Below are 26854 nucleotides of genomic sequence, written 5' to 3'. Positions count from 1 at the left end.
CGATGAATCGTTCGTTCGCATCTGTGACTAGCGGAAAAATAGCGGGACGTACTGGCGAGATCATCTTACGGATTGGTGCAGCCGTAATAGGGGGATATGCGCTAGCTATAGCTGCTTCCGCTTGTCTTTCCCTCGTTCTTCCCATGGCCCGCGCCGAAGCTGTATTGATCGGCTTGATGGTGAGCTTCCTCACCTATTCAGGCGCGGTCCTCTGGGTCTTCGCAGTGAAATCATTGCGACGGATGTGCTTGGGAATTGGCGGCACGATCGCCGGCTTCTCCGGGCTTTGGGGTCTGCTTTCACCCGGCTTCTTATTATGAAAGGCACTTTCCGGCAGTCGATGGGATGGCTGCATATCTGGGCCGGACTGGTGGTCGGCTGGGTACTGTTCTTCGTCTTCCTGACAGGAACGGCAGGCTATTTCGATGAAGAAATTGATCGCTGGATGGAGCCAGAGCGACCTTTGCCGGAGGTCGCCATGCCCACGGAAAAGCTGCTTGGTTTGGCGCGCGCGCATCTTGAATCAGCATCGTCGGATGCCGAATACTGGACTATCAGCTTTCCCGGCTACCGTTCATCGGATCTTTATATTTTCTGGCGCGATACACCCCAACCGGGTGGCAAGACGAGCGGTAGCGGTAGAGTATTCTTGAATCCCGCCACGGCCGAACCGATAGCACACCGCGAGACCGGTGGCGGCAATCTTCTGTACCGTATGCACTGGCGACTCCACTACATGCCCATGCGAACGGCGGAGTGGATCGTCGGTGTCTGCACCATGTTCATGCTGGTCGCCATCATTACCGGCATCATCGTCCACAGACGCATCTTCAAGGATTTCTTCACGTTCCGTCCGCACAAAGGGCAGCGATCCTGGCTCGATGCACACAACGTTCTCAGCGTGCTCGCACTACCCTTCCATTTGATGATCACGTGGTCGGGCTTGATCTTTCTAGCTTACATCTACATGGCGCCGGTGATGTGGGCCAGCTATGGCGTTGGAGAAGGTGAAGACTCACAGAAGACCTTTTTCAACGAGTTGTATAACCGGACGGATGCACCGGATCCGGCTGGCCTCACCATGCCACTTGTTCCACTCGAGCCGTTATTGCACGCGTCGGAAACCCGAATGGGTGTCGGCGAAGTTAAATCCATCAGGGTCTACAACCCAGGAGACGCCAATGCCCGCGTTGTAATCAGGGGAGGCGAACTCAACCCATCCCGGGCACTGGCCGAAATGACCTTCGACGGGACGACAGGAATGTTACTCCACGAGGCCGTTCCTCGATCCGTGCCACTTGTGACGTTTCAGACTCTCCTCGGCCTCCACGAGGGGCTGTTCGCCGGACCCGTCCTGCGTTGGATTTACTTCCTGTCCGGTCTCATGGGGACGGCCATGATCGGGGCCGGGCTCATTCTATGGACCGTGAAGCGACGGCTGAAGATCGGCGACGGCTTCGGGTTCAGGCTGGTCGAGCGGCTGAACATCGCCACCATCGTCGGCCTGCCCGTGGCCATCGCCGCGTATTTCTGGGCCAACCGGCTGATCCCCCTCGGAATCGAGAACCGCGCGGCCTGGGAAGCCCATGCGATGTTCATCGCCTGGGCCGTCATGTCCCTGCATGCCTTCACCCGCCCCGCCGCGCGCGGATGGGTGGAACAGCTTTGGATCGCAGCCGGCGCGTTCGGCCTGCTGCCGATCCTGAACGCGCTGACCACCGACAGACACCTCGGCGTCACCCTGCCAGCCAGGGCCTGGGAACTCGCCGGCTTCGACCTGACGGTCCTGGCTTTCGGGGCCGCCTTCGCCGTCGCCGCCCGGCAGGTCGCACGACACCGCCGATCCGACCCGACCCCCGGCAAAAAAGCCCAGATATCCGCCCGACGAAAAACCGAGGCAGCCGAATGACGGCACTTGCGACGTTGGGCCTTGCCGCTGTCGGCAGAGCACTCTTCCTATGCGGCCTAATCTACCGGAGGCCCGCTCGACGCATTATCGGCTTTATCGTCATCCGGTTCGTCGTCCGTATCCGGCCGGCTATTTTGCAAACGCTTTTCCAACAGCCCGACCAGCCGGTCGATCTTGCAAAATCCGGCAAGCATCGCCGCGATACCGGCGGTCGGGCCGAGGAAAGCGCCCACCAACGCCGACACGCCGATCACGACGACGGGCCGCCCCATGGACCCGAGGCCGTCCGCGGCCCCCTCGACGAACTTCGGGCGCGCCTTCTCCCAAATTTCCCGGCTGACGTCCGTTGCCCCGGCCGCGAAACTCGACGCGAGCGCGAGGCGGAAGAGCGGTGACAGGAAGTTACGAACGACGAGGACGCGATCGGCGACCAGACGCTGTTGAACCACCGGCGGCGCGTCTTGGTCCGCGTTCGCGGTGATGGTGCGAAGCGCATCCTTCGCACTTTCATCGACGATTTCGTCGTCGGCGACCGCCGTCTCGACGATGTCGTCGAGATGGCGCGCGATTGCATCGACAGTGGCGGGATCGATTTCGAGAGCCATTCTCTCGGCTTCGATCTCGCGAATTTCCGGCAGGCACCCCTGCAGGTCGCGCACCGTCTCCGACAGATCGAGAATCTGCGAGACGGCACCCGGAAACAGTTCTCGTTCCTCGTCGGGCCCGGCATAGGCGGTGGCGATGGCCTCCACGGACCGGGCGCGGGAAAGCAGGAGGCCGGGACGCAACTCACCGGCCCCGGGGGGCAGGACATCCAGCAAGCCACGTACCGACCGGTGAGCATGCGGATCGGCGTTCAACCGTTCCAGGCGTTCGGAAAGATCGTTCGCCTTGCGCCGAACCTCGTCGAGCAAATCCTGCGCGACCGGGCTATCGCCCGGCGATGGATCGGGGGGCTCCGCCTTGATGCGGTCATCCCGCCAATGGAACCGATAGGCGGCCGGCGTCTGCGCGGGCAGGTTCTCCAGCGCGGTTTCCAGGTCCCGGTCATAGTCGGGATCGGCCGGGCGCTCATTCAGCCATGCCGCGATGTCGGCATTGACTTCCGATACCGGGCGCTTCCACCACTTGTCGGGTTGGGTCGCGATCCTGAGGGTCACGGCTTCACCGAAATGGTCCCGTGGCACGCCACCTCTATTGTTGGGGATGATGGCGCGATACCACGCGATCCAGGGATCGAAGCCGGTCTGGATCATGAAATCGCTTTTCGCCAAACCGTCCAATGCGTCCCGGACCCAAGGCGGAATATTCGCCTTGTACCGATCGTCCTCACGCACATCCGCGAGCCAGAGAGGCTGTTCGACGAGCCGTCCTTCGGGATGAACCTCCAGCCACCCGGCATCCATCGTCACCGCCGACCAAACCTGCGCGCCGGCGGCGGCGGCGGCGGCGGCGGCGGCGGTGGCGGCGGCGGCGTCGACGTCGGCGGCGGCGGCGGCGGCGTCGACGTCGGCGGCGGCGGCGGCGACGTCGGCGGCGGCGGCGGCGGCGTAGGCGGCGGCGTAGGCGGCGGCGTCGGCGTCGGCGTCGGCGGCGTAGGCGGCGGCGTAGGCGGCGGCGGCCCTCATATCATGGGCGGGATATTTCAGCGCCGCCCATGATATGAGATTGGCGCGAAAAGACTGGAAAGGGAAGTTCGAAAACCTTGTTCGCCGCGTTATGCGCGAACCAACGGCCCTCCCCACGAGGGGTAGGACCCGCAACGCCGCGCGACAGGCGATCGCTTGTCCCCATGCGGCTGGCTTGTCGCGTAACCAGCGGCGTAATTGCTCTCGAGTCTCGAATTTCGGATCGTCCGCCATTTCAGGAGTCTACCGATCCGGCAGCATGACACAAAGCGGATTGTAAAGCGCGCGCCCGACACCCAGGAATTATAAGGCGACCGGGATTCGCGGTTCCGGCAGCCAACGCGGCTATTTCACCCGCATGAGTTCGGTGGCGAGCGCGCGGACCTCGCGGGCGGCTTGGCTTGATTTCTTGAATTCGGGGGCGGTGAGGCCGAGGGCCATGGCCTCCGCGAAGGCGACGCGGTTGCCGAGGCGCGCCTTGGCGATGCGGACCTTATAATCGCCGAGCTTCTCCGCCATCTGGTCCGTCAGCAGCGCGCGCGGCGGCACGCGGTTGAGCACGAGGACGGCCGGGCGCTTCTCCTTCTCCGCCAGGTCCAGCGTCGGGCGCGTCGCCCAGACGTCCGGCGGGCTCGGCTGGGTCGGGATCACCACCAGATCGGCGGCGCGCACCGCGACGCGGGCATCCGTCTCGGCATGCGGGGGGCTGTCCACGACGACGAAATCCGCCTCCCGCGCCAGCGTCTCCACCGTCTTCGCGGCGCGCCAGCCGGTGACGCTCTCGAAAATCAGGCCGCCCGCCGCCTCGTCCAGGCTTTCGCGCCGCGCCTCGAACCAGGCGGCGAGCGTCGATTGCGGGTCGATATCGACCAAGGCCACCTTCTTCTTCTTGAGAAGAAGGGCGACCGCCAGATGGGCGGCCAATGTCGATTTTCCCGCACCGCCCTTCTGCTGGGCGACGGTTAGGACGGTTCCGGGCATGATGTCCCTTTCGCGATCCGCTCGAGAAGCCGTGGGGTGAGCTTACGCGCGCATGCGCGCATTTCGCAACTGCGAGAAGCATAGCGTACGGCGGGGCCAGTTTCCGCGCCTTTACCGGCCAGGGCGCGCGCCGCGCTTGCCCGATCGGCATCGCTTCGGCATATAGCCGCCCGTCATGACCCCGATCCTTCCGATAGAGGACGATAAGGCGCTGACGCGCGCGGCCGACATGCTGCGCGGCGGCGGCCTTGTCGCCTTCCCGACCGAGACCGTCTACGGCCTCGGCGCGCTGGCGGAGAGCGAGGGGCCCGTCGCCCGGATCTTCGAGGCCAAGGGCCGCCCGCGCTTCAATCCGTTGATCGTCCATCTGCCGGACCGCGCGGCCCTCGACCGCTATGTCGTGGTGCCGCAGGAGGCGGAGCGGTTGGCGGCCGCCTTCTGGCCCGGGGCGCTGACCCTCGTCCTGCCGCGCAAGGCGGGCGCGCCGTTATCGCTGCTGGCGAGCGCGGGCCTGCCCACGGTGGCGGTGCGGATTCCGGGACATGCGCGCAGCCGCGCGTTGCTGCGCGCCGTCGATGGGCCGGTGGCGGCCCCCAGCGCCAACCGCTCCGGCCGGTTGAGCCCGGTCGAGGCCGCGCATGTCGAGGCCTCGCTGGGCGGGGCGGTGGACCTGATCCTCGACGGGGGGCGCTGCGATATCGGGCTGGAAAGCACGATCGTCGATATGAGCGGCCCGCGCCCGACCCTGCTGCGCCCCGGCGGCGTGGCGGCGGAGGAGATCGAGGCGCTGCTGGCGGCGCCGCTGCGCGCCCATGACGGCGATGCCGCGGGCAAATCCGCGCCCAAGGCCCCCGGCATGTTGGCGAGCCATTACGCGCCCGGCCTGCCGATCCGGCTGGCGGCGCGCGCCGCGCGCGAGGGCGAGGCCTTCATCGGGTTCGCCGACATCAACCCGCCCGACACCTTCGCCAGCTTGAGCGCGGCGGGGGATTTGCGGGAGGCGGCCGCGAACCTGTTCCCGCTTCTCCACCGGGCGGACGACCCGGCGCGCTTCACCGGGATCGCGGTGGCGCCCGTGCCGGAAACCGGCCTCGGCCGCGCGATCAACGACCGGCTGCGCCGGGCCGCCGCGCCCCGGGATTAAGCGAACCGGGCACGCGCGCGCCCGTCAATCGCCACGCACTCGCCAGCCCCGCCGTCGCCAGGAAGCCCGATCAGTCCGCCACCGGAATCAAGTCCGGATTCCACACAACCTCCCACAGATGGCCGTCGGGATCGCCGAAATAGCCGGCATAGCCGCCATAGAACGTCTCCCGCGCGGGCTTCAGGATCGTGGCGCCGGCGCGCGCGGCGGCCGCCATGACTTCATCGACCTCCGCCCTGCTGGCGACGTTATGTCCGATGGTGCAGGCCGTCGGGCTGACCCGGGACACCGGCAGGCCGGTGTCGTGCGCGATATCCGCCCGCGCCCAGAGCGCCAGCTTCACTCCCCCCGCCAGATCGAAGAAAGCGACCGCGCCATGCGCGAATTCACGACCGACGATCCCCGCCGTCGGCAACCCGAGGCCGTCGCGATAGAAGACGAGCGACCGTTCCAGATCGTCGACGCCGAGCGTGATGACGGAGATACGCGGCTTCATTTCCGTGGCCTTATCCGGGACGTGCCGCCCCGATCGGTCCGGAAATGGGTAGGGCCCGCCCGCCCGGGCGTCAAGGACGCTCCCCCAGGCATCGAATTACGTATATTTACTGATTTGCGGAAAAATTTCACGGGACCGCGACGGAAAGGATCGCTTGCCGCGTTCGAAGGGCATGGATGGGCGCGGACAATCCCGTCCGGTCCCCGGATCGTATCCCCCGAACGTCACCAAGGAGATTTCGACACATGACCCTTTCCCGCAAACGCGCCGCGCTTCGCGGTGCCGCCGCCCTCGGCCTCGCCTCCACGCTGGGTCTGGCCGGGCTCGCCGGTCTCGCCCAGGCCCATGGCGACAAGGCCGAACGCGGCGAGGCCCATCATCGCCACATGTTGGCGAGCCCGATGATGCAGGAAATCCTGACGGATGCCGACGCAGACGGCGACGGCGCGATCAGCCGGGAGGAACTGGGCGCGCGTACGCTGGCGCTGTTCGACAAGGTCGATGCCGACGGCAACGGCACGCTGAGCCGCCGGGAGGTGCGCGAGGGCTTCCAGGGCCTGATCTTCCGGAACGCCGACAGCGACGGCGACGGCATGTTGAGCGAGGCCGAGTTCACGGCCTTCGGCCAGAAGATGCGCATGCGCATGCGCGCCGCGTGGCATGGTGGCCGGGACGATCATCGCGGCGATGACGACGGCAAGCGGCACGGCTATCGTGACGGCCGCTGGGGCAAGCATCACGGCCGGCATCCGATGGCCATGCTGATGCGCGCCGCCGGCATGGAACGTGCCCAGGTCGAGACCGCGACCGACCGGCTGTTCAAGCGCCTCGACCGTGACGAAAGCGGCACGATCGAGGCCGGGGAAATCCAGGTCGAGGGGCCGAGGAAGCAGGGCTGACCGCCCACCGGCCACGGCGTGCCGGGCATCCCATCCCGACCGTGCGCGGTCGGTATGGGAGCGGCCGGCGCGCCCGGACCGGATCACGGATAGGTGCCGATGCGGGAGGACCAGACCGGCCAGGACGCGCCGCCGGACGATGAAAGCGCCAGGCTCGACGCGCTCTCGCGCGCGGCGGCGGCCGGGGAGGCGGCCGCCTATCGCGCCCTGCTCGACCGGCTGGCGCGGCCGCTGCACGGCTATGCCGCCCGGCTGTTGGGCGAAACCGCGGAGGCCGAGGACGTGACCCAGGAAAGCTTCGCGCGCCTATGGCGGGCCTACGACCTGTCCCCGCCGCGCGGGCCGGTGCGCGCCTGGCTCTATCGCACGGCGCATAATCTATGTATCGACCGGCTGCGGCGGCGCGGGCGGACCATGCCGCTTCCCGCCGACGACGCGCTCGGCCGGCATGGGCTGGACGAAAGCCCGAGCGGCGAGGAGCGCCTGCAAAGCGCCGCGCGGGCCCAGGCCGTGCGCGGCGCGATCCATGCCTTGCCGGAACGGCAGAAGGCCGCGATCCTACTGGTGCATTATCAGGGGCTGAGCGGCCGGGAGGCCGCCCGGACACTCGATATCGGCGAGGACGCGTTGGAGAGCCTGCTGGCGCGGGGACGCCGGGCGTTGAAGGCCGCGCTGCTCGACCGGCGGGGGGATCTCTAACCATGACGGAAGGCGACAGGACGATGACGGGCAACGGCGGAGACCGGGTTGGGATGGGCGCGGCGCGCTTCGCCGCCCTGGCCGAGGCCTATGGCGCGTCGATCGCGCGCTGGCCGGCGGCGGAACGCGGCCCGGCGCGGGACTTCCGAGCGGCCGCGCCGGCAGAGGCGGCGCGGCTGCTGGCGGAGGCCGCCACGCTCGACCGGATGCTGGATGAATGGGCGGCGCCCGACATGCCGGCGAATCTGGCGCCGCGTCTCGCGGGGCACGCGCGGCCGGGCACGGCCGCCCGGTTGCGGCGCCTGCTGCAATGGCCGGGGCCGATCTGGCAACCGGCGGGTGCCTTCGCGGCGGCCCTGATGCTGGGCCTCGGTCTCGGTGTGGGCGCGCCGGACATGGCGCCGTTGGGTGGTTTGGTCTCGGCGGAGACGCCGACCGCCACCCCGCCGGAATCGAACGGAATAGCCATGGATGAAACCGGCGAGGGCGTCGATATCGCGCTCTTCCTCTATGGTCCCGCCGCGCCGGATGCGGGCGTGTCGCAGGAGGGCATGCAATGAGCGATCCGAACGACCTGAATTCGGGCGACGTGGCGAAGAACGACGTGGCGGGGGGCAACACAGGGCGCGCGGGGGGCGGATGGCGGCGCTGGTTGCTGATCGGCTCGCTGGCGCTCAATCTCCTGGTGCTGGCATGGCTCGGCATGGCGGCCCTGCATTGGTCCGGGGTGATCGATCATCGCGGCGGCTTCGGCCATCACGACGCGCGCCAATGGGAAAGCGGGCCCGGCGGCCCATCGCATCATGCCGGGGAAGGGCGCGGCTTCCAACGGCCGCGCGGCCTGTTCCGCGCCTTCCTCGATGAACGGGGCATCGGCGACGACGCGCGCTTGAGGCCGATCTTCGAACGGCACGGCCCGGCCCTGCGCGCGGCCTTCAGGGAGGCACGCGACGCGCGGCGCCGGCTGCGCGATCTCATGGCCGGCGCGGCGGAGGGCGACGGCCTCGACAAGGCGGCGTTGGATGGTGCGCTGGCGGAGGTGCGGCGAACCACCAGGGCGGTGCAGGAGCGGATGCACGCCACGCTGCTGGACGCGGCCGATGTCCTGACGCCGGAGGAATTGGAAGCGCTGGTGGAGCGCGGTGGCCCGCCCCGGCGCGACCGTCCCGACTGACCGTCACCCCTCGACGGCGTGGAGCCCGCGCGCCTGTTCGATCAGGATCGCGTCGATCGCCCGGCGGGCGGCGGCATCCCAGGCGGCGGCCCGCGCCTCGACCGCCGCCGGGGGATCAGCCGCGACCGGGTCGTAGGCGGCCCGAAGCGCCGGGTCGTGCGCATCGATCGCGAAAGCCAGAACCCGCCCGTCGCCCGCATAGAGATAGCCGGCGAGCGCGATGCCGAAATGCATCGTGCCGGTCTTGGCCCAGACACGCAGCGCCGTTTCCGGCGAGGCCAGACGGCCGCGCAGGCTCTTGTCCCAACCGCCCGCCGCCAGCAGGGCGGGGAAGGGCCGCGCCGCCGTCCCCCGATCCGCCTTCGCACGCGCATCCGCGCGATAGGCATGGGCGAGCAGTCCCGCCATCTGGCGCGGGCTGACGCGCGCGCCGGCATCCAGTCCCGAATGATTGGGCAGGCGCAGCCCGCGCCATGTCACCCCCGGCACCGCCGCGCGCAGCCAATCGACCGTCCCCCGCGCCGCCGCCGCGATGGCGGTGCCGGTCCCGCCGCGCGCCCGGTCGGTGGCGAGGCCGACCAGTTCCGCCATCGGATTGCTGCTGGTCGCCAGCATCTCGGCCAGGACGGAATCGCGCGGCGCGCTCTCCACCCGGGCGAGTTCGACCGGACAGCCGGCCCCCGGCGCGCGCGCCACCTCCGACACCTCCAGGCCGAGATCGCCCAGCATGCGCCGGAACAGCCGACCCGTCGCCAGGCTCGGCGCGGTGACGGGCAGCCAGCGATGGCCCGTCGCGGCCCCCTCCCGCGCCGCGCGGGCCGCCGCCTCATCGGGATCATCCCCCTCATCGGGGCCATGCCCATGCGCCTCGGGCACGAACCAGGCCTGCGTCGCCGCCCCCTCGCGCCGCCATTCAAGACGCCGCGCGCCCTCCGCCACCATCAGGGCGGAAAGCGGCGGGTTATAGGCCGCATCCGGTGGCTGGCGCGGCGCGATCGGCCCGGTGGGCGGCAACAACGCATCGTCCAACAGCAGCCGCCCCGTCACACCGCGCAGGCCCGCGCCCCGCGCCCTTTCCGCCAACGTCAACAGATCGTCCATGTCGAGGGTCGGGTCGCCCCCGCCGACCAGGATCAGGTCGCCCGTCAACCGCCCCTGTGCATCGAGCACCCGACCCATGCAAAGACGGGTCACGAAGCGAAGATCCGGGGCGAGCGCCCCACGCGCCCCGGCGGCGGTGATCAGCTTCACGGTGGAGGCCGGAATGAATCCCTCGTCCGCGCGATGCCCGGCGACCACCCGGCCCGTGCCGATTTCGAGAAACAGATAGCCGAGGTGATCCGGCCCGATCACGGGCTCGGCCCGGGCGCGCGCGGTGTCGCCCCCTGTGTCGGGGGCGGGCGGCGGCCCGGCGCACCCGGCGACGACCGCCAGGACGAACAGCAACAGGGACAACGGAGCAGGAATCGATCGCGACATGATGTCCCGAGACTAAGGCCATTCGCCCGCGCCGGAAATCGTCGCGGTATCGGAAAACGACGGGACAAGGGGTCGCGCCCCCGGCGGGCGGGACCGCACGAGCAATATCTTGCGGGCGCCCCCGCAGCGGGCTACCTGTTACCCTGTTCAGCATGGTCAATGAATGGTCGGCAGTCCCGATGAACGGTGCCCCCCGATGAGCCGAGATAGCGTGATCGACACCCGGACGGGCGATGCCCCACCGACCGCCTCTTCGCCCGACGCGGCGGCGGTCGAGCGGGCGGTGGGCGAGATCCGCGCCGCCCTCGACGACAAGGGCTGGGTGACGGACCCCGCGGCGCTCGACTCCTGGCTGGTCGACAGCCGGGGCATCTATCACGGCAAATGCCTCGGCATGGCCCGCCCGGCGAGCACGGCGGAAGTCGCGGCGGTCATGCGGATCGCCTACGAGGCCGGCATCCCCGTCGTCCCGCAGGGCGGCAACACGGGCCGCGTCGGCGGCTCCACCCCCGACGGGTCGGGCCGGATGCTGCTGATCAACCTCTCCCGCATGAACAAGGTGCGCGCCATCGACGCCGCCAACGACACCATGACGGTGGAGGCCGGCTGCATCCTGAAGAGCCTGCAGGACGAGGCGGCGGCGGCCGATCGGCTGTTCCCCCTCAGCCTCGGCGCGGAGGGGACCTGCCAGATCGGCGGCAATCTCGCCTCCAACGCGGGCGGGATCAACGTCGTGCGTTACGGCAATGCGCGCGAGCTGGTGCTGGGGCTGGAGGTCGTGCTGCCCGACGGGCGTGTCTGGGACGGGCTGACGGGGCTGCGGAAGAACAATACCGGCTATGACATGAAGCATCTGTTCCTTGGATCGGAAGGGACGTTGGGAATCATCACGGGCGCGGTGTTGAAACTCTTCCCCCGGCCAAGGACGCGGGCAACGGCGCTGGTGGCGTTGAGCGACCTGGACGCCGCGCTGACCCTGCTGGCCGATGCGAAGGCGAAGGGCGGCGGCGCGCTCACCAGTTTCGAATTGATGCCGGGCTTCGCCCTGGATTGGGCGGAGAAATTGGTCGAGGGCGCCCGCGCGCCCTTCGAGCAGACCTATGACTGGACCGTGTTGCTGGAATTCGCCGGCGGCGAGGCGGTGGAGGCGGCCTTGCAGACGCTGCTGGAGGAAGCCTTCGAGGCGGAGCGGATCGTGGACGCGGTGATCGCCCAGTCGGAGGATCAGCGCGGTCAGCTCTGGTTCCTGCGCGAGGCCATCGTGGACGCCCAGAACCGAGAGGGCGCGCAGATCAAGCACGACATCTCCGTCCCCGTCAGCGCGATCCCGGATTTCATCCGCCGCGCCGCCGAGGCGGTGGAGCGCGTCCAGCCCGGCACCCGACCCTATCCGTTCGGCCATGTCGGCGACGGGAATATCCATTACAATCTGAGCCAGCCCGAGGACATGGACGGCGAGACCTTCAAGGCCCGCGCGCCGGACCTGCACCGGGCGGTGCACGATATCGTTCACGACCTGAAGGGCTCGATCAGCGCGGAGCACGGCATCGGCCGCAGCAAACGCGACGAACTGACCCGGTACAAGAGCGCGGTGGAGCTGGACATCATGCGCCAGGTCAAGCGCGCGCTCGACCCGAAGGGCTTGATGAATCCCGGCGCATTGCTGCCGGAAGCTTGAAGGAACGCCCACGCGCGACCGGCCCCTCGCGAACGAGGCCGGCACGTCCGGGCGGGAGGAATCGAGGGGTGGATGATGGTTCCCTATAACGCACCGATCGCCGATATGCGTTTCGTGCTGAAGGATCTCGGCCTGCTCGGTCAGGTCCAGCAACTGCATGGCGGCGAGGAGATCACGCCCGACCTCGTCGAGGCCGTGCTGGAGGAGGCCGGCAAGCTCGCCCGCGACGTGCTGGCCCCGATCAATCACGCGGGCGACCGTCAGCATTCCCGCCTGGAAAACGGCGTGGTGCGCACCCCCGACGGCTATGCCGAGGCCTATCGCGCCTATGTCGAGGGCGGGTGGAACTCCGTCCCCTTCGAGGCCGATTACGGCGGCCAGGACTTGCCCTGGACAATCGCCACGGCGGTGCAGGAGATGTGGCAATCCGCCAACCTCGCCTTCGGGCTCTGCCCGATCCTGAATCAAGGCGCGGTGGAGGCCTTGCAGGCCCATGGCAGCGAGGCGCAGAAGCAGCTCTACCTGCCGCGAATGATCAGCGGCGAGTGGACCGGGACCATGAACCTGACCGAGCCGCAGGCGGGCTCGGACCTCAGCCAGGTCAAGACCCGGGCGGAACGGCGGGAGGATCACTACCGCATCCGTGGACAGAAGATCTACATCACCTATGGCGAGCATGATCTGGCGGAGAACATCGTCCATCTGGTGCTGGCCCGCTGCGACGACGCCCCGGAGGGGGTGAAGGGTATTTCCCTCTTCATCGTGCCGAAGTTCCTGCCGGACGAAACCGGCGCGCCGGGGCAACGCAACGATGTGCGCTGCGTCTCGCTGGAGCGCAAGCTCGGCATCAACGGCAGCCCCACCTGCGTCATGGCCTATGGCGACGACGAGGGGGCCGTCGGCTATCTGGTCGGGGAGGAGAACCGCGGCCTGGAATACATGTTCACCATGATGAACAACGCCCGTCTGGCGGTCGGCGTCCAGGGATTGGCCGCCGTCGAACGGGCCTATCAGCAGGCCCGCGACTATGCGCGGGAACGCCGGCAGGGCCGCGCCATCGACGGTACCTATCCGGCCGCGATCATCCGGCACGCGGACATCCGCCGCATGCTGATGACCATGCGGGCCTATTCGGAGGCGATGCGCGCGCTGATCCTGGATGCGATGCTGATGCAGGATACCGCGCGGCGCCATCCGGAGGAGAGCTACCGCCTCTATGCCAAGCGCCGGGTCGGCGTCCTGACGCCGGTGGTCAAGGGCTGGTGCACCGACATGGCGGTGGAGTTGACCTCCATGGGCGTGCAGGTCCATGGCGGCATGGGCTATATCGAGGAAACGGGCGCCGCCCAGCATTTCCGGGACAGCCGCATCCTGCCGATCTACGAGGGCACCAACGGCATCCAGGCGAACGACCTCGTCGGGCGGAAACTGATCCGCGACGGCGGCGAGGCGATCGGCGAATATATCGACGAGCTGCACGCGCTGATCAACGGCCTGAACGAGCGCGGCGGCGAGGATATGGCGATAATCCGCCGGCAACTCGCCCTCGCGGTCGATCACCTCGACAACGCCACCGGCCATCTGCTGGAGCATGGCGCGGAGAACCCGGACGCCGCCCATGGCGCCGCCGCCTATTACATGAGGCTGTTCGGTCTGACCGCGGGCGGGGCGATGATGGCGCGCGCGGCGATCGTGGCCCAGGACAAGCTGGACGGCGGCGGGGAGGAGATCGACCGCGGCTTCTACGAGGCCAAGCTCGCCACCGCGCTGTTCTATGCGGAGAATATCCTGCCCCTCTCCGCGGGGCTCGTCACGCCGATCGCGCGGGGGCCGGCGAGCCTGCGCGCCATTCCGGATGAGGCGCTTTAGCGGAATACGCCATCCCCGTGGAAGCCCGCTGATCCCGGCGGGCCTGCTGGCTCTTTCGATGGTCTTCGCTCTCTGCGGCCCCACCGCCGCCCCCGCCGGCGTGGAAAAGCCCGGAGACGGCGCGCGTTGCGGTAGCGTCGATCTGGTCTTCGCGATCGACAAGACATACTCCATCGGTCGCGCAATCGGCGAGGCGAAGGCGGAGGTCCGCCGCCTGCTGGACCGCGTCGCCGATGTGTCGGCGGGGCGATACCGCCTGGGTCTGATCAGTTTCCGCGACGATATCGACGTCGACCTCGATCTGGTGGACGGCGAAGGTCCCGAGGCGGCGGACGAGTTGTTTCGCCGGGCGCTCTTCCGGCTCCGCGCGGAAGGGGGAGGCGGCGGGCCGGAAGCTTCCGACGAGGCGCTGCGCACGGCGGTGGAAGGGTTGGCCGGTGGGGGTGCACGGCCGCAACGGGGCGATTTCTCCGGCGATTGGCGCGCCGCCTCGCGTATCCTGGTGCTGATCACGGACAATCTGCCGGGCGGGTTCGACGATCTTTTCGTGGAAGCCGTGGACGGCGCCAACGCCCGCGCGGTGGCGGGCGCGGCGCTGGCGCGCGACATCCGCATATCGGCGATCTATATCCCCACCGACGGCAACCAGCCCACGCCCGACCCGCGCAAGGCGGAGGTCATGCGCGCCTATGCCCTGCTGACCGGCGGGCTCTTCATCCAAATCCAGCGATCCGGCAGCGGCGCGGCGGAAGCCATCGCGGAAATCATCGAGGCCTGCGGCGCCAAGACCGTGTCGTGACGGGCGCCCGGTTTGGACCGCGCGCGCCGGGGGGGGGGGGCGGTCATCGCAATCCCAATTCCCCATCGATATAGCGTTGGCAGATCGTCTCCGCCTCCTCGGCGGACAGCACCGGCTTCTCCATCGTCAGATTGAGCCAAAGCCCATCCAACAGGCAGACCAGCCCGTGCGTCGATTGCGCGATATCGATCTTCCGGCCGAGTTCCTCCGCGGCATCGGCGAACAGCATCTCGGTACGGCGTGTATAGTCTCGGTAGAATTCTTTATTCTCGGCCCGCACCATCGGGTTGAATCGGATCTCGTGCCAAAAGGTCAGGAAGGCGTTCTTGATCTCGTCGGTCGCGATCTCCGGCGAGAGGATCGCGCGCGGCATGGCGCGCAATCGGTCCACCGCGCCCGGCCCGGCGGCGGCCACGGCCTCCCCCACGGCATCGGCGAGATGCGTGAAGAGATGGGAGAAGGCCGCCGCGACCAGTTTCTCCTTGGTTTCGAAATAATGCTGGATCAATCCGCTGGACGTACCGGCCGCCTGGCAGATCGTCCGGTTCGTGGTGCCGGCGACGCCATGTTCGGCGAAGGACCGGATCGTCCCTTCCAACAACGCCCGCCGCCGGAAATCATTGATCTCGGCATGGGTGCGCGGGCGTTCGCGCTTCGCCGGACTCGCGGACGACCTATTTGCCACGGGACTGGATACTCCAACAGGAAATGCAACGATCCACCTCATTATAGAGTCAAGGGGCGCGCCGCGCCAAGCGACGCGCCCCCCGACCCCTCCCAGGATCGTCCGCGCGGACGGCCCAACCGATGGCCCCGTCGACCGGGCCAAGGATGGCCGACGAGGCGGTGGTGTCGAGACGATCAGGCGTCCTCGCGCCACCAGCGCTCGAAGAAGAGGCGCCCGTCGACCTCGAAGTTATTGGCGAGCGGCCCGTGCGCGATTCCGTCGCGGGTGGCGAAGACATCGTTCGCGAAGACCGGCGCGATCAGCCCGCCATCCTCGTTCAGGATAAGCTGCATCTCGTGATACATCTCCGCCCGGAGCGCTTCGTCCAGTTCGCCGCGCGCGGCGACCAGCAGTTCGTTGAACCGCTCGTTATCCCAGAACGTGTCGTTCCAATCCGCCCCCGCCGAATAGGCGGTCGTGAAGATACCGTCCTCCGTCGGCGTGCCGTACCAATAGCAGGCGCTCCACGGAACCTTCATCCAAACATCGTTCCAGTAACCGTCCTGCGCCGCGCGCTTGACGGATATGTCGAAACCCGCCGCCTTGGCATTCTCCGCCAACAGGACGGAGGCATCGACCGCGCGCGTGAAGGCCGCGTCGGAGGCGTGGAGATCGAGCGCCAGCCCCTCATGGCCGGCCTTCTTCAAGTAGTGGCGCGCGCGATCCGGATCATAGGTCCGCTGCGGGACCTCGTCGCTGTAATAGCGGTAGGTGCTGTTGATCGGCGTATCGTTGCCGATCACCCCATGACCGCGCAGGATCGTCTTCAGCAACGCCTCCCGATCGACCGCGTGCTTGAGCGCGAGGCGCACATTGAGGTCGGTGAAGGGGGCGGTATCGGTGCGCATCGGGAAGGTATAGTGCGTCTTGTTCGGCACTTCCTCCACGGTGATGCCCGTCGCCTTCGCCAGTAGATCGAAGGTCGCCAGATCGACTCGGTCGATCGCATCCACCTCGCCCGTCATCAGGGCGTTCTGACGCGCCGCCGTGTCCGAAAGGCAGAGCAGCGACACGCTGTCGAAATGGGCGCGCGGGCCGCGCGCGAAATAATCCGGATGACGTTCGAACTCGGCGCGGACGCCGGCATCGAACGCGGTGACCCGATAGGGGCCGCAGCCATTGCGGCTTTGCCAATCCATCGTGCCGTCCGCATTGGCGGGATATATGGGGAAATTGAAGCTGCTGAGCTTGAAAGGGAAGTCCGCGTCCGCCGCCGACAGGGCGACGACGACGGTGCTCGGCCCGTCGGCGCTGATATCCTCGACCGCGGCCATGATCGGCTTCGCGGTCGATTCCGACTTCTCGCCCCGGTGATGGTTGAGGGAGGCGATCACATCCTCGGACGTGACCTTCCGCCCGTCATGGAAGACCGCGTCCTTTCGCAACTCGAACGTCCAGCGCGTCGCGTCGGCCGAGGAGTCCCAGCCGGTCGCCAGTTTCGGCTGAACCCCGCCGTCGGCGTCGATCTCCGTCAGCATGCTGCCGACCGTGTATTGCATCACGGATTCGAAGGCATTGCCGACCTTGCCCGGATCGAAGGTATCGCTGGTCGATCCGGCGCTGACGCCGAAAGTCATATGGCCGCCGGCCTTGGGCGTCGCGGCCCGGGCACGCCCGGCCGTCCAGAGCATCGGCCCGGCATAGAAGCCGGCCGCGGCCGCCGCCGCGCCGGTCAGTACCCGCCGGCGGTTCGGCCCCCGGTTCGATCCGACTCCGGTTCCGTTCCCGCTGCCTCTCATCCTGTCCTCGTCCATTTTCTATCTCCCATGCCCGCCGTCGACGTCGATCGCCGACGATCCGATCGTAGCATAACAAAAAATATATTGGTCGTTCAAAATTTTTTCTGGCATTGTCCCGGCAGCAAAGAACTTCGCCTATTCGGAGGAGCCCGATCATGAGCGACATCGATTTCACCCGCCCCGAGGCCGTCATCGACCTGGCGCGCTATCCGCTGGACCGGCCGAAGGATCCGGGCCTTGTCGAGACGGTAAAGCGCCTGCGCGCGAAGCTCGACCGCGACCAATATTGCGAACTGCCGCATTTCATCACCGAGGCCGCGCGCCTGCGCGCCATCGCGGACGCCAATGCCGCCCTGCCGATGGGGCATGACAACAGCGCGCGGCGTAACTGCTATCTCCAGCGCGCCGCGGACCCCGACCTGCCGGCGGATCATCCGCGCAACATGATGCTGGAGGCCAGCACCCGGATGCTCGCCGCCGATCTTCTGCCAGCCGATTCCCCGCTCAAGACGCTTTACTACTGGGAGCCGACGCGCCGCCTGATCGCCGCGATCGTCGGGGAGGAAACGCTCTATGTGAACGAGGACCCGATGCAGCCGGTCAACACCGTCTGCTATCGGGATGGCGACCGGTCGGCCTGGCATTTCGATTCGGTGAACGCCTTCACCATGACCCTGATGCTGCAGGAGCCGGAATCGGGCGGCGATTTCCAGATCTGGCCCAACACGCGCGCCGACGACGACCAATGCTATGACCGGGTCGCCCGCGTGCTGAAGGGCGAGGCGGATGACGGCATCCGCACCGTCGCGCGGGAAGCCGGGGCGCTTTGCCTCTTCCGGGGCTGCAATTCGCTCCACCGCGTCTCGCCCGTGCGCGGGGACCGCCTGCGCGTCATGGGGGTCTTCGTCTACGAGACCGAGCCCGGCGTCATCGGCGACCCGCAAGTGAACGAAACCGTCTATGGCGCGCGGGAACCCCGGATGACGGTCGGCTGATCCCCGCCCGGCCGAGCCCCGCCCGGGCGCGCCGCCCTACCGGATCGCCGGACGCCCTGCGAGCGCCGCGTCCTCCGCCCGCGCGCGCAGGATCAGAAGGGCCACCATCGGCGGCGTGAAGGCCAGCGCGACCGGCCAGGCCCCGAAGGCCAGCGGCAGCAGCGCCACCTCCACCGCGACGATCCAATGCAACGGGTGACGCAGGTGGCGATAGGGGCCGCGCCGCAGCACGGGCGCCTCGTCATGGGTGAGGATTCGTCCCGTCCAGAAAGGTCCGAGCGACAGGATCACCCAGAGCCGCGCGACCTGAAGCCCGGCATAGAGCACGATCGCGGGCCAATGGATCGTCTCCGGCGTCAGGGCCACCCAGCCGCAAGCGATGAGCCACGCGCCCTGAAGCAATATGCCGGCCGAGTGGAGGAAGCGCGGCCCCGCCTCGTGGAAACCATGGGCGCGCAACGCGGCCTCGTTGCGCCGCGCGACCATCCATTCCCCGATCCGCTGGAACAGGATCGCGATGACGATGCCGAGCGCGATCGCGCCGGCGCCGATCATCGGCCCGGCTTCGCGCGCCAGACCTGCGGCCTCCAGGGTCTGTCCGTCCGGTTCCATGGTCACTCCTGTTTCCTACCCATCCGAACACCCCTCGTGGCAGCGTCATTGCCGCGACACGCGCGATCTGGGAAACTGTGATCACATATGCTTCGGGCGAGAGGGTAAAGGGCCGGATGTCACCGGACGACGGCATAACGGACGACGGTAAGGTGGGCGAGGGCAAGACGACGCTTCAGGAGCGCGTCTATCAAACGCTGCGCGCGGAAATCATGACGGGCCGCTTCCGGCCCGGCCGGTCGGTCACGATCCGGGGGCTGGCGGACAGTCTCGGCGTCAGCAGCATGCCGGTGCGCGAAGCTCTGCGCCGGCTGGTCAGCGAACATGCCCTGACGCTGAAGCCCAACCGCCGGGTCGAGGTGCCGGCGATGACGGTCGAGGCCTTCGAGGAACTGGCCGAGGCGCGCGTCGCGCTGGAGGTTCTGGCGGCGCGCCGGGCCTATGAGGCGGCGGCGGCGCGGGGGAACCTCGACGCCCTCGCCGCGCGTCTGGAGCGGATCGACGCCGAACAGGACGTCGCCATCGAGACGGGCGATTGGGAGGCCTATCTGCAGAAGAACCTGGATTTCCATTTCACGCTCTACGACGCGGCGCGTTCGCGCGTCACGGTCCCGTTGATCGAGAGCCTGTGGCTGCAGATCGGCCCCTTCCTCTATCTGACGCGCGAAACCCTGGGGGTCACCTATAACGAGGACCGGCACAAGGAGGCGGTGGCCGCCCTGCGGGGCCGGGAGATCGACGCGCTCGCCCATGCGATCGAGCAGGATATCCGTGACGGCATGGGCTCCCTGCCGCGTGGCAAGCTGCCCTTCGCGAAGGGGGCGGCGGATCACCGCGCGACGTAGAAATCCTGGCCATTGACGGCGATGATGAAGTCGTAGAACGGCTCCAACTCGGTCGATTTCACGCTCGGCTTCTTGCCCGACTGGGTCATCTGGACCCAGGCCGTGGTGGTATGCGCCAGCACGCCGATGGCGAGGCCCACGGTCAGGAAGTTCTTCGGCGCGTTCGACAGGAAAAGCTGGAACTCGCGCGGGGAATCCTCGTCGACCAACCGCTCGAAGGAGGAATTATAGTCGGCGATGATCTGCATCACCGTGGCATGCGTCGCACGGATCAGCTTGCGGGCCCGCTCGCGCCGATATTCGAAACGGTCGATCTGGCTGGATTGCAGCGTCTTGTGGTCCTTCGGCATGGACCCGGCGCCGCCGAGCCATTTGAAGAAGTCGTAGAACTGCTGTTGATACTTCTTGTATTGGAACTCGTAGTAGTTGATCCCCTTCCAGGCGAACAGGATCTCGGTCGTCTTGTCCTCGTCCAGCTTGAAGCTGCGGATCAATTGTCGGCAGCCCTGGGTCGCCTCGCCGCGCCAGATCGAATCGATGACGGCCGATGTCATCAGGCGGCGGGTCTCGTCGTCCTCGTCCTCGCCGCCCATATATTGCTCGAAGACATCGACCTCGTGATCCCGGTTCGCCTTCGAGACCAGCAGGGATATCTTCTCCATCACCGGCCGGCGGATCATCACCCAATCGTCCTCGGTGATGTCGAAATATTTGGCGGAAATCTTCCGGTCCCCTTCCATCTCCCGGCGCTGGGAAAGCAGCAGGAAGGGATCGAAGGTCGGAAGTTGGGACAATACCTCCAGCACGCGCTGGTCATGGGTGGAAAGCGCGCTGGTGTCCTTGATGGCCCCGCGCTTGGCAAGTACGCGGATGATCGTCTCCGGCTCGGCCGAGGTGCTCTCCCCGCCCTGCCCCACGTCCTCGTCGTTATAGGGGAAGTAGACACGGGTCGAAACGAACACCTCGTCCTGCTCGTCCGAATAGGAAACCTCCTTGAAGAAGATTCCGAGGTTGAGCGTGGAGAGGTCGAACAGCATCCCGCGCGACGGCGATTGACGCTTGAAGCCGTCATCCACCATCGTCTTGTCGTCTTCTTCCGCGTTGCGCTGCTTGAGGTCGTGATAAGGACCACGACAGTCAAAACACAGGAATCGCCCCGAGCGCAGGAGCATTTTCAACGCACGCCGATTCATGGAATCGCCTGACCCAGTTCCTCAAGAAATTGCACAAACATTGGGCATTGGCGATCGCACGGCGCCGCCCCTCTCCCACCCTTGCCCAATAACTACCACACGGACCCTCCCCGGACTATAGCGTCCCGCATCGATATCGCCGAAAAGACATGGGGTTCTTTCGCGCTCGCCCTTCCTCCCGCGTCGCGGTGGATATTCGCGCCGAAGTCGATATAGTGTAGCGGATTTTCAAGGATCAAGTGGCGTGGACCGATGGCGGACGGCGAGGCGATGAAACATATCGAACGGCGCAGACAGCCCCGCTATACCGTCTCCGTCGGCTTCCTGGAGATCGCGGATCGTACCCTGAAGGTCGACAATGTCAGCGAGGACGGCGTCGGCTTCTATACCGACGCCGCGCTGCCGCTGGTCGAGGGCGAGAAGCATCAGGCCTTCCTCGTGCTGCAGAATCTCGAGGATCAGTTCGAGATTCCCGTCGGATTCGAGGTGCGGCGCCGCATCGAGGACTACGTCGGCGCGGCCATCACCTATCAGGCGCCCTATCACCGCGCTATGGTTCTCGATTTCATCAAGGCCAACGCCGACTGACTGGGCCAACACCGGCTGACTGGCCCAACGCCGGCTGACCGGCCCGGTTCCGCGCGGGCGGCCGCCGGTCATTCCGCGCGCACGGCGTCCTCGTCGAATATCCGTGTCCACAGCCATCCGATCCCGGCGGGATCGTGCCCGCCTTCCCGGCGTTCGACGGGGGCGGGCTCGATCACGGCCGAGCCGGCGTCTTCCCCCGCCACCACCCGGCCGACCCGGAAGGTGAAAACATAGTTCGGCGTGACCCCCATGCGAATATCGGCGATCAGGATATCCTCGCCATCGCGGCGATAGGCGTAATTGCCGTCGCTGAACCGTTCCACCCGCTGCGGCGGCGGATAGGCGTCGAGGGCCCGGTCATGGGCAAGATGCCGTGGATGGATGTGAAGCGGCGCCTCGACCCGGTCGTCTAGGACGGAGCGATAGACGTTGATATAGCGCGCACCATCGATCGCGATCCCGCGCCAGAGCAGGCTGTTGAAGGGCATGGGGATCATCGTGATCCGCTCGGGCGTCACCCCGCCGGCGGCCAGCGCGGCGCGCACCTTCGCCTCCGCGATGCCCTGGGCGACGCCGGTCCAGCCGAGATAGGCCGTGCTGAGCACGAGGCCGACGACCGCGCCCCGCCGAACGCCGCGCCAGCGCGCGCCCAGGATCAACGCCCCCAGCACGGCGATCAACAAGGGCAGGGTATAGAGCGGATCGATGATGAAGATCCAGGACAGCGCATAGGGCACGTCGCTGAGCGGCCAGAGGATGCGCGTGCCGTAGGTCGTCGTCCAATCGAGCAGCGCATGCGTCGTCAACACGAGCCAAACCGCCGCCCAAACCTCCAGGCGGGGAAGGTCCGGCACCCGCCCGCGCGCCCGCCAGAGCCGCCGCAGCCCCTCCCCGATCGGCACCGCGAGCAGGCTGTGGACGAACAGCGAGTGGGTCCAGCCGCGATGCTCCACGAAACCATCGATCGGGCCGTCGAAGGGCAACAGGACATCGAGATCCGGCAGGGTGCCGAGCACGCCGCCGGCGATGGCGGCACGGCGCGGCCCGATCCGCCGGCCGAGCACCGCCGTGCCGATCGCGGCGCCGAGCGCGAATTGCGTGAGGGAATCCAAGAGCTGAACCTGTCCAGGGAAGCGATGATCGAACGATTTACCGCCCGAGGCCCTTGTTCAAATAGGAGCGGGACGCGGCCGGACAAGCCCGCCCGGTCACCCGGACGGGGAAGGTTACTCGGCCGGCTCCACGGCCTTCGCCCCGTCGCCGTCCGGATCGGTGATCGGGTCGTCCGCGTCCTTCGCTTCCTCCGGCTCCTTCGTCCGCACATCGTCGATTTCGAGGCGGTCATAGCCGGGATTGTAGCGGCAGGCGAAGACCCAGCCATCGACCAGCGGATCGTCCGGACAGGTCTCGAAGCCGAGCGGCTGGGCCGGCAACGGCGCGCAATGGCGTCGGGCGGCCATCAGGACATGATGGCGATTGAAGGGATTCGGGCAGAACTGAAACGTACCGTCCTCCCGAACGGTCGGGGACGGTTCGATCTGCGCGCATCCGGCGACCATGCCGACAAGAAGAAGCATCGCGAAGAATTTCAAGAAGGAAGCTGCCACCGGCCCCACGCCCATATATTGACTCGCCATCGCGCCGCGTATCGACGCGATCCTAACCGTTCATTCGCCTAGCATGATTCCTTTCCCGCATGCGAGCCCCTTCGCGCCGCCCGCACGGAGGCTTTCGGATTGGGGGCCTCCGGATTGGGGCCGGTGGATTGGGCGATTGTTGCGCGCGCGTGGATTCTCTATGCTGCTACCCGTCGTGCGGGTCGTATCGTAGGGGATCATATCGATGCGCCGGGCGGCGATCCGGTCACGAACACGACGAAACATACCACGAAGAACGGACACGATCCGGCTAAAGAACGGTTTGGAGGCTCGAACACCATGAAACCGACCCGCACGCTCATCGGCCTGCTCACGGCCGCCACGCTTCTCGTCGCCCCCGCCCTCGCCCAGGCGGGCGAGACGCTCGACCGGGTGACGTCCACCGGCACGCTCACCTTGTCCTCGGACCCGGCCTATCCGCCGCAGTCCTTCCTGAACGACGACAACGAGATGGACGGCTTCGACGTCGATGTCGGCCGCGAGATCGCCAAGCGCATGGGCGTCGAGATCGAGATCGTCACCCCGGCCTGGGAAGTCATCACGGCCGGCAATTGGAACGGCCGCTGGGATATCTCGGTCGGCTCAATGACGCCGACGAAGACGCGGGCGGAGGTGCTCGACTTCCCGGCGGTCTATTACTACGTGCCAGCCTCCTTCGCGGTGCACGCGGATTCCGCGATCGACAGCAAGGAAGCGCTGAACGGCAAGACCATCGGCGTTTGCGGCGGCTGCACCTACGAGAATTACCTGAACGAGAACCTGGTGATCGACGCGCTCGGCGCGCCGGACTTCTCCTACGACGTCAAGGCCGGGGAAATCCGTACCTACGAGACGGATACCAATGCCTTCGACGATCTGCGCCTCGGCGACGGCACGCGCCTCGACGCCGTGCTCTCGGCCCAGCCGACCATCCAGGAAGCGATCAAGAACGGCTATCCGATGGAGATCGTCGGCACGCCGGCCTTCTACGAGCCGCTGGCGGTCGCGACCGACAAGGGCGACGAGGAATTCGACGCCAAGATCAAGGAGATCATCAACGCCATGCATGAGGATGGCACGCTGAGCGAGCTGTCCGAGAAGTGGTACGGCGTGGACTATACCACGACCGAATAAACGCGATCGGATACCGGCCGCGCCCCGTCCCCGCCCGTCCGGGCCGGTGGCGGGCGCGGCCGGCCCCTATCCCGTTCCAAACCACCGCCGTCCCAGCCACGGGCTCCGGACGGCGCAGCACCGGCCAGAGGCTCATGTCCGAGCGAGACGCCGTCCCAGCGCGAGCGCGCAAGTCGCTCCTCAACATCCTCGGTACCGCCTTCGAGAACGGCTTCGCCTGGCTGGAGGGCCGGCGGAACCAGCGCATCGCGCTCGCCGTCATCGGCGTCGTCTTCTTCATGATCACGGATTTGCGCGGCACCGGGGTCGGCGAACTGCTGCGCCCGGCGATCGGCGATCCGATGGAGAGCGGGCTCTGGGGCCTCTTCGCGACCGCCGTCGTCATGACGGTCGCGATCGCCATCAACGTCTTCCTGATCACGCTCTGCCCCGGGCGGCTTCAGCTTCCGCTCGTCTGGCTCGAACTCTTCCTGCTGTTTCTCACCTTCTTCTATTCCTTCGATCTTTCCTATGAATTCATCGCCAAGAAGATCGGCTTCCTGGTCGGGCGCGGGGCTTTCACGACGATCTATATCTCGCTCGTCTCGATCGCGATCGCCTGCGTCATCGCGCTGTTCGCGGCGCTGGCGCGGATGTCGCGGAACCCCTTCGCCTTTGGCGTCTCCACCTTCTACATCAGCTTCTTCCGCGGCCTGCCGCTGTTGATGCAGATCTATCTGATCTATATCGGCCTGCCGCAGCTCGGCTTCGTCGTCGATCCGGTACCGGCGGGGATCGCGGCGCTGTCGATATGCTACGGCGCCTATCTGGCGGAGATCTTCCGCGCCGGCATCCAGGGTGTGCCGCGCGGCCAGCGGGAAGCCGCCATGGCGCTCGGCCTGCGCGGCGGCATCATCTTCCGCAAGATCGTCATGCCGCAAGCGATGAAGCTGATCGTCCCCCCGACCGGCAACCAGTTCATCGCCATGCTGAAGGACAGCTCCCTCGTTTCCGTCGTGGGGGTGTGGGAACTGACCTTCCTTGCCAAGACCCAGGGGCGCAGCGAATTCAAGCATATGGAGATGCTGATCACCGCCGCGCTGGTCTATTGGGCGCTGTCGATCTGCTTCGAGATGATCCAGGCCCGGATCGAGCGACACTATGGCAAGGCCGACGCGCGATAGGATCGATCGCGGTCGCCGTCGTTACTGCCGCCGCGCCATCCAGGCCCAGACCACCGCGGCAACCGGCACCAACAGCCCAACCCAGGAGGCCGCGTCCGCCAACCCGTTGCCGACAAGCGCGGCGACGAGCCCGACGATGCTGGCCACCGCGATGACGACCGGCGCCCGAAAAATCGCCCACAGGGTCATTCCGCCGCCTCCGCTTCCGGTCCCGATCCCTCCGACACGGCCCGCGCGCGGCGTGCCACCAACGCCTCCGCCGAGCCGCCGGAACGCTTGACCGCCCAGAGATAAACGCCGCTTCCCAGCAGGACGATCGCCAGGATATCCAGGACCGCCCACAGGATCTTCAACGGCAGCCCACCGTAGTCCCCGAAATGCAGCGGCTGGGAAAGACCGAGCGCCGTCATGTACCAGGGGCGCGAGCCGACGGCGGTCAGGTCGCCGTCGGTGGCATCGATCAACACCGGGGTACTGAGCCGTTCCGTCGCCGTGGTGGCACCGCGAAGCCAGACGGCATAATGGTGGTTGGTGCTGAACCGGACGCCGGGAAAGGCGATGAAACGCGGGCTCATCCCTGGCGCCGCCGCCATGGCGGTATCGACCGCGGCATCGATGTCGGTGAAGCTTTCCGGAAGCGGCATGCCTTCATAGGGCGCGGTCAGCTCCGCCAATTCATCCGCCCGCCAGAGGTCCACCAGCGGCGTGGAGAGTGTGTTGATCACGCCCGTGATCGCCACCACCGTCAGCCACATCAAGGTGACGATCCCGATCAGATTATGCAGGTCGAGCCATTTCAGCCGGATCGAACGCGTGGTCCGCACCGTCCCGAACCGCAGCCGCCGCATGAAAGGCGCATAGACGACAACGCCGGAGACGATGGAGACGACCAGCAACAGCCCCATGAACCCCAGGAAAAGCTCCCCCGGCAGACCCGCGAACATATCGACATGGAGGCGCAGGATCACATGCATGATCCCCTCCTCCTTGATCGAACCGATGATTTCCGCGGTGCGCAGATCGATGGCGGTCAGGTGCATCTCCGCCAGCGTCGAACGCGCGCGCGGCCCCGTCGTCACGTTCACGACCGGGCGGTCGATGTCGAAGCTGAGGAACAGCGGCCGCTCCCCCGGATAGGCGGCGAGGGCGGCCGCGACCGCTTCGTCCAGGGTGCGAAGGCCCGTGCCCTCCGGCACTGGCGGCAGGGTGGTATCGCCCTCCAGCGCCGCGTCGATCTCATCATGGAAGATCAGGGGCAGACCCGTCACGCACAGCAACAGCATGAAGACCGTGCAGATCAGACTGGTCCACTTATGAACCCAGACCCATCGTTTAACCGCGACCGGACTCACGCCTTCTCCTCCGTCTTACGGCCCACCGGCCCTTACGACGATTGGGGAGGCGACCGCGCGGCGCGATACGCCGGCTTCGCCTCCCCAAAGATCTTCCGGTCCCGCGCAATGACG

At 67.1% G+C, this 26854-nt stretch carries 27 protein-coding genes; 15 read left to right on the top strand and 12 right to left on the bottom strand.

The window, feature by feature from the left end:
* Positions 1–2: 2 nt before the first annotated feature.
* Positions 3–320: a DUF3649 domain-containing protein gene (locus KAJ83_RS05500; RefSeq protein WP_210681026.1), complete on the top strand. Its 318-nt coding sequence runs from the start codon at positions 3–5 to the stop codon at positions 318–320.
* Positions 317–1909 (top strand): PepSY-associated TM helix domain-containing protein, encoded by a 1593-nt coding sequence (locus KAJ83_RS05495; protein ID WP_210681025.1) that lies wholly within the window; start codon positions 317–319, stop codon positions 1907–1909. The genes KAJ83_RS05500 and KAJ83_RS05495 overlap by 4 nt, the downstream gene beginning before the upstream one ends.
* A 56-nt stretch (positions 1910–1965) precedes the next feature.
* Here the strand turns inward: KAJ83_RS05495 and KAJ83_RS05490 are convergent, their stop codons facing one another.
* Both KAJ83_RS05490 and parA read right to left on the bottom strand, forming a co-directional pair.
* Positions 1966–3537 carry a hypothetical protein gene (locus KAJ83_RS05490; protein WP_210681024.1) on the bottom strand — a complete coding sequence of 524 codons (1572 nt, stop codon included), beginning with the start codon at positions 3535–3537 and terminating at the stop codon, positions 1966–1968.
* 345 nt (positions 3538–3882) lie between these two features.
* A complete protein-coding gene (gene parA / locus KAJ83_RS05485; RefSeq protein WP_210681023.1) occupies positions 3883–4518 on the bottom strand; it encodes a ParA family partition ATPase in 636 nt (211 codons plus the stop codon).
* A gap of 175 nt (positions 4519–4693) precedes the next feature.
* On the opposite strand from parA, the gene KAJ83_RS05480 reads away from it, so the two are divergent.
* Positions 4694–5662, top strand: a complete 969-nt coding sequence (locus tag KAJ83_RS05480; RefSeq protein ID WP_210681022.1) for an L-threonylcarbamoyladenylate synthase — start codon at positions 4694–4696, stop codon at positions 5660–5662.
* A gap of 70 nt (positions 5663–5732) precedes the next feature.
* On the opposite strand, the gene KAJ83_RS05475 is transcribed toward KAJ83_RS05480, so the two are convergent.
* The gene (locus KAJ83_RS05475) at positions 5733–6158 is read right to left on the bottom strand and encodes a VOC family protein (protein WP_210681021.1); all 426 of its coding nucleotides are present in this window, start codon (positions 6156–6158) and stop codon (positions 5733–5735) included.
* A 245-nt stretch (positions 6159–6403) separates the two neighbouring features.
* On the opposite strand from KAJ83_RS05475, the gene KAJ83_RS05470 reads away from it, so the two are divergent.
* From KAJ83_RS05470 to KAJ83_RS05455, 4 genes are all read left to right on the top strand, one after another.
* Positions 6404–7057 carry an EF-hand domain-containing protein gene (locus KAJ83_RS05470; RefSeq protein WP_210681020.1) on the top strand — a complete coding sequence of 218 codons (654 nt, stop codon included), beginning with the start codon at positions 6404–6406 and terminating at the stop codon, positions 7055–7057.
* A gap of 99 nt (positions 7058–7156) precedes the next feature.
* A complete protein-coding gene (locus KAJ83_RS05465; RefSeq protein WP_210681019.1) occupies positions 7157–7756 on the top strand; it encodes a sigma-70 family RNA polymerase sigma factor in 600 nt (199 codons plus the stop codon).
* A 2-nt stretch (positions 7757–7758) separates the two neighbouring features.
* Complete coding sequence (locus tag KAJ83_RS05460) at positions 7759–8316, top strand: hypothetical protein (protein WP_210681018.1); 558 nt, start codon at positions 7759–7761, stop codon at positions 8314–8316.
* The gene (locus KAJ83_RS05455; protein ID WP_210681017.1) at positions 8313–8930 is read left to right on the top strand and encodes a periplasmic heavy metal sensor; all 618 of its coding nucleotides are present in this window, start codon (positions 8313–8315) and stop codon (positions 8928–8930) included. The genes KAJ83_RS05460 and KAJ83_RS05455 overlap by 4 nt, the downstream gene beginning before the upstream one ends.
* Before the next feature lie 3 nt (positions 8931–8933).
* Here the strand turns inward: KAJ83_RS05455 and KAJ83_RS05450 are convergent, their stop codons facing one another.
* Positions 8934–10409: a D-alanyl-D-alanine carboxypeptidase/D-alanyl-D-alanine-endopeptidase gene (locus tag KAJ83_RS05450; protein ID WP_210681016.1), complete on the bottom strand. Its 1476-nt coding sequence runs from the start codon at positions 10407–10409 to the stop codon at positions 8934–8936.
* Positions 10410–10605: 196 nt separating this feature from the next.
* Between KAJ83_RS05450 and KAJ83_RS05445 the strand changes: the two genes are divergently transcribed.
* The 3 genes from KAJ83_RS05445 to KAJ83_RS05435 all read left to right on the top strand — a co-directional run bounded on the left by KAJ83_RS05445 (position 10606) and on the right by KAJ83_RS05435 (position 14755).
* Positions 10606–12087: an FAD-binding oxidoreductase gene (locus KAJ83_RS05445; protein WP_210681015.1), complete on the top strand. Its 1482-nt coding sequence runs from the start codon at positions 10606–10608 to the stop codon at positions 12085–12087.
* Positions 12088–12159: 72 nt separating this feature from the next.
* Positions 12160–13956 (top strand): acyl-CoA dehydrogenase C-terminal domain-containing protein, encoded by a 1797-nt coding sequence (locus KAJ83_RS05440; RefSeq protein ID WP_343221953.1) that lies wholly within the window; start codon positions 12160–12162, stop codon positions 13954–13956.
* Positions 13943–14755 (top strand): VWA domain-containing protein, encoded by an 813-nt coding sequence (locus tag KAJ83_RS05435; RefSeq protein WP_210681014.1) that lies wholly within the window; start codon positions 13943–13945, stop codon positions 14753–14755. Before KAJ83_RS05440 ends, KAJ83_RS05435 begins: the two co-directional genes overlap by 14 nt.
* Before the next feature lie 43 nt (positions 14756–14798).
* On the opposite strand, the gene KAJ83_RS05430 is transcribed toward KAJ83_RS05435, so the two are convergent.
* The gene (locus tag KAJ83_RS05430) at positions 14799–15440 is read right to left on the bottom strand and encodes a TetR family transcriptional regulator C-terminal domain-containing protein (RefSeq protein WP_210681013.1); all 642 of its coding nucleotides are present in this window, start codon (positions 15438–15440) and stop codon (positions 14799–14801) included.
* Positions 15441–15616: 176 nt separating this feature from the next.
* A complete protein-coding gene (locus KAJ83_RS05425) occupies positions 15617–17221 on the bottom strand; it encodes an ABC transporter substrate-binding protein (protein WP_210681012.1) in 1605 nt (534 codons plus the stop codon).
* 155 nt (positions 17222–17376) lie between these two features.
* Between KAJ83_RS05425 and KAJ83_RS05420 the strand changes: the two genes are divergently transcribed.
* Positions 17377–18216, top strand: coding sequence for a HalD/BesD family halogenase (locus tag KAJ83_RS05420; RefSeq protein ID WP_210681011.1), 840 nt, complete (start codon positions 17377–17379; stop codon positions 18214–18216).
* Positions 18217–18252: 36 nt separating this feature from the next.
* Here KAJ83_RS05420 and KAJ83_RS05415 read toward each other — a convergent pair whose 3' ends face one another.
* Positions 18253–18828, bottom strand: coding sequence for an isoprenylcysteine carboxylmethyltransferase family protein (locus KAJ83_RS05415; protein WP_246484283.1), 576 nt, complete (start codon positions 18826–18828; stop codon positions 18253–18255).
* A gap of 116 nt (positions 18829–18944) precedes the next feature.
* On the opposite strand from KAJ83_RS05415, the gene KAJ83_RS05410 reads away from it, so the two are divergent.
* Complete coding sequence (locus tag KAJ83_RS05410) at positions 18945–19673, top strand: GntR family transcriptional regulator (RefSeq protein ID WP_210681009.1); 729 nt, start codon at positions 18945–18947, stop codon at positions 19671–19673.
* Here KAJ83_RS05410 and KAJ83_RS05405 read toward each other — a convergent pair.
* On the bottom strand, positions 19658–20845 hold the full coding sequence (locus tag KAJ83_RS05405) for a hypothetical protein (RefSeq protein ID WP_210681008.1): 1188 nt from the start codon (positions 20843–20845) through the stop codon (positions 19658–19660). The two genes, KAJ83_RS05410 and KAJ83_RS05405, sit on opposite strands and share 16 nt — an antisense overlap.
* 273 nt (positions 20846–21118) lie before the next feature.
* Between KAJ83_RS05405 and KAJ83_RS05400 the strand changes: the two genes are divergently transcribed.
* On the top strand, positions 21119–21454 hold the full coding sequence (locus KAJ83_RS05400) for a PilZ domain-containing protein (RefSeq protein ID WP_210681007.1): 336 nt from the start codon (positions 21119–21121) through the stop codon (positions 21452–21454).
* A 68-nt stretch (positions 21455–21522) separates the two neighbouring features.
* Here KAJ83_RS05400 and KAJ83_RS05395 read toward each other — a convergent pair whose 3' ends face one another.
* The gene (locus KAJ83_RS05395) at positions 21523–22566 is read right to left on the bottom strand and encodes a metal-dependent hydrolase (RefSeq protein ID WP_210681006.1); all 1044 of its coding nucleotides are present in this window, start codon (positions 22564–22566) and stop codon (positions 21523–21525) included.
* A 114-nt stretch (positions 22567–22680) separates the two neighbouring features.
* Positions 22681–23091 (bottom strand): hypothetical protein, encoded by a 411-nt coding sequence (locus KAJ83_RS05390; protein WP_210681005.1) that lies wholly within the window; start codon positions 23089–23091, stop codon positions 22681–22683.
* 300 nt (positions 23092–23391) lie between these two features.
* Between KAJ83_RS05390 and KAJ83_RS05385 the strand changes: the two genes are divergently transcribed.
* Together KAJ83_RS05385 and KAJ83_RS05380 are read left to right on the top strand one after the other, a co-directional pair.
* On the top strand, positions 23392–24225 hold the full coding sequence (locus KAJ83_RS05385) for an ABC transporter substrate-binding protein (protein WP_210681004.1): 834 nt from the start codon (positions 23392–23394) through the stop codon (positions 24223–24225).
* Positions 24226–24359: 134 nt separating this feature from the next.
* The gene (locus KAJ83_RS05380) at positions 24360–25388 is read left to right on the top strand and encodes an amino acid ABC transporter permease (RefSeq protein ID WP_210681003.1); all 1029 of its coding nucleotides are present in this window, start codon (positions 24360–24362) and stop codon (positions 25386–25388) included.
* A 21-nt stretch (positions 25389–25409) separates the two neighbouring features.
* On the opposite strand, the gene KAJ83_RS05375 is transcribed toward KAJ83_RS05380, so the two are convergent.
* Positions 25410–25577: a hypothetical protein gene (locus KAJ83_RS05375; protein WP_210681002.1), complete on the bottom strand. Its 168-nt coding sequence runs from the start codon at positions 25575–25577 to the stop codon at positions 25410–25412.
* Positions 25574–26740, bottom strand: a complete 1167-nt coding sequence (locus tag KAJ83_RS05370) for a PepSY-associated TM helix domain-containing protein (protein WP_210681001.1) — start codon at positions 26738–26740, stop codon at positions 25574–25576. The genes KAJ83_RS05375 and KAJ83_RS05370 overlap by 4 nt, the downstream gene beginning before the upstream one ends.
* Positions 26741–26854: the final 114 nt, after the last annotated feature.

It is taken from the genome of Marivibrio halodurans, from assembly GCF_017963645.1.
Classification (GTDB): Bacteria; Pseudomonadota; Alphaproteobacteria; order UBA8366; family Aestuariispiraceae; genus Marivibrio; species Marivibrio halodurans.
Note: the sequence above shows the minus strand (reverse complement) of the source record. Positions and strands in the feature narration are given on the sequence as shown.

Coding starts and splice junctions, on each gene's coding strand:
- KAJ83_RS05500 (WP_210681026.1), top strand. CDS start 3: ATGAATCGTTCGTTCGCATCTGTGACTAGCGGAAAAATAGCGGGACGT.
- KAJ83_RS05495 (WP_210681025.1), top strand. CDS start 317: ATGAAAGGCACTTTCCGGCAGTCGATGGGATGGCTGCATATCTGGGCC.
- KAJ83_RS05490 (WP_210681024.1), bottom strand. CDS start 3,537: ATGAGGGCCGCCGCCGCCTACGCCGCCGCCTACGCCGCCGACGCCGAC.
- parA (WP_210681023.1), bottom strand. CDS start 4,518: ATGCCCGGAACCGTCCTAACCGTCGCCCAGCAGAAGGGCGGTGCGGGA.
- KAJ83_RS05480 (WP_210681022.1), top strand. CDS start 4,694: ATGACCCCGATCCTTCCGATAGAGGACGATAAGGCGCTGACGCGCGCG.
- KAJ83_RS05475 (WP_210681021.1), bottom strand. CDS start 6,158: ATGAAGCCGCGTATCTCCGTCATCACGCTCGGCGTCGACGATCTGGAA.
- KAJ83_RS05470 (WP_210681020.1), top strand. CDS start 6,404: ATGACCCTTTCCCGCAAACGCGCCGCGCTTCGCGGTGCCGCCGCCCTC.
- KAJ83_RS05465 (WP_210681019.1), top strand. CDS start 7,157: ATGCGGGAGGACCAGACCGGCCAGGACGCGCCGCCGGACGATGAAAGC.
- KAJ83_RS05460 (WP_210681018.1), top strand. CDS start 7,759: ATGACGGAAGGCGACAGGACGATGACGGGCAACGGCGGAGACCGGGTT.
- KAJ83_RS05455 (WP_210681017.1), top strand. CDS start 8,313: ATGAGCGATCCGAACGACCTGAATTCGGGCGACGTGGCGAAGAACGAC.
- KAJ83_RS05450 (WP_210681016.1), bottom strand. CDS start 10,409: ATGTCGCGATCGATTCCTGCTCCGTTGTCCCTGTTGCTGTTCGTCCTG.
- KAJ83_RS05445 (WP_210681015.1), top strand. CDS start 10,606: ATGAGCCGAGATAGCGTGATCGACACCCGGACGGGCGATGCCCCACCG.
- KAJ83_RS05440 (WP_343221953.1), top strand. CDS start 12,160: ATGATGGTTCCCTATAACGCACCGATCGCCGATATGCGTTTCGTGCTG.
- KAJ83_RS05435 (WP_210681014.1), top strand. CDS start 13,943: ATGAGGCGCTTTAGCGGAATACGCCATCCCCGTGGAAGCCCGCTGATC.
- KAJ83_RS05425 (WP_210681012.1), bottom strand. CDS start 17,221: ATGAGAGGCAGCGGGAACGGAACCGGAGTCGGATCGAACCGGGGGCCG.
- KAJ83_RS05420 (WP_210681011.1), top strand. CDS start 17,377: ATGAGCGACATCGATTTCACCCGCCCCGAGGCCGTCATCGACCTGGCG.
- KAJ83_RS05415 (WP_246484283.1), bottom strand. CDS start 18,828: ATGGAACCGGACGGACAGACCCTGGAGGCCGCAGGTCTGGCGCGCGAA.
- KAJ83_RS05410 (WP_210681009.1), top strand. CDS start 18,945: ATGTCACCGGACGACGGCATAACGGACGACGGTAAGGTGGGCGAGGGC.
- KAJ83_RS05405 (WP_210681008.1), bottom strand. CDS start 20,845: ATGCTCCTGCGCTCGGGGCGATTCCTGTGTTTTGACTGTCGTGGTCCT.
- KAJ83_RS05400 (WP_210681007.1), top strand. CDS start 21,119: ATGGCGGACGGCGAGGCGATGAAACATATCGAACGGCGCAGACAGCCC.
- KAJ83_RS05390 (WP_210681005.1), bottom strand. CDS start 23,091: ATGGCGAGTCAATATATGGGCGTGGGGCCGGTGGCAGCTTCCTTCTTG.
- KAJ83_RS05385 (WP_210681004.1), top strand. CDS start 23,392: ATGAAACCGACCCGCACGCTCATCGGCCTGCTCACGGCCGCCACGCTT.
- KAJ83_RS05380 (WP_210681003.1), top strand. CDS start 24,360: ATGTCCGAGCGAGACGCCGTCCCAGCGCGAGCGCGCAAGTCGCTCCTC.
- KAJ83_RS05375 (WP_210681002.1), bottom strand. CDS start 25,577: ATGACCCTGTGGGCGATTTTTCGGGCGCCGGTCGTCATCGCGGTGGCC.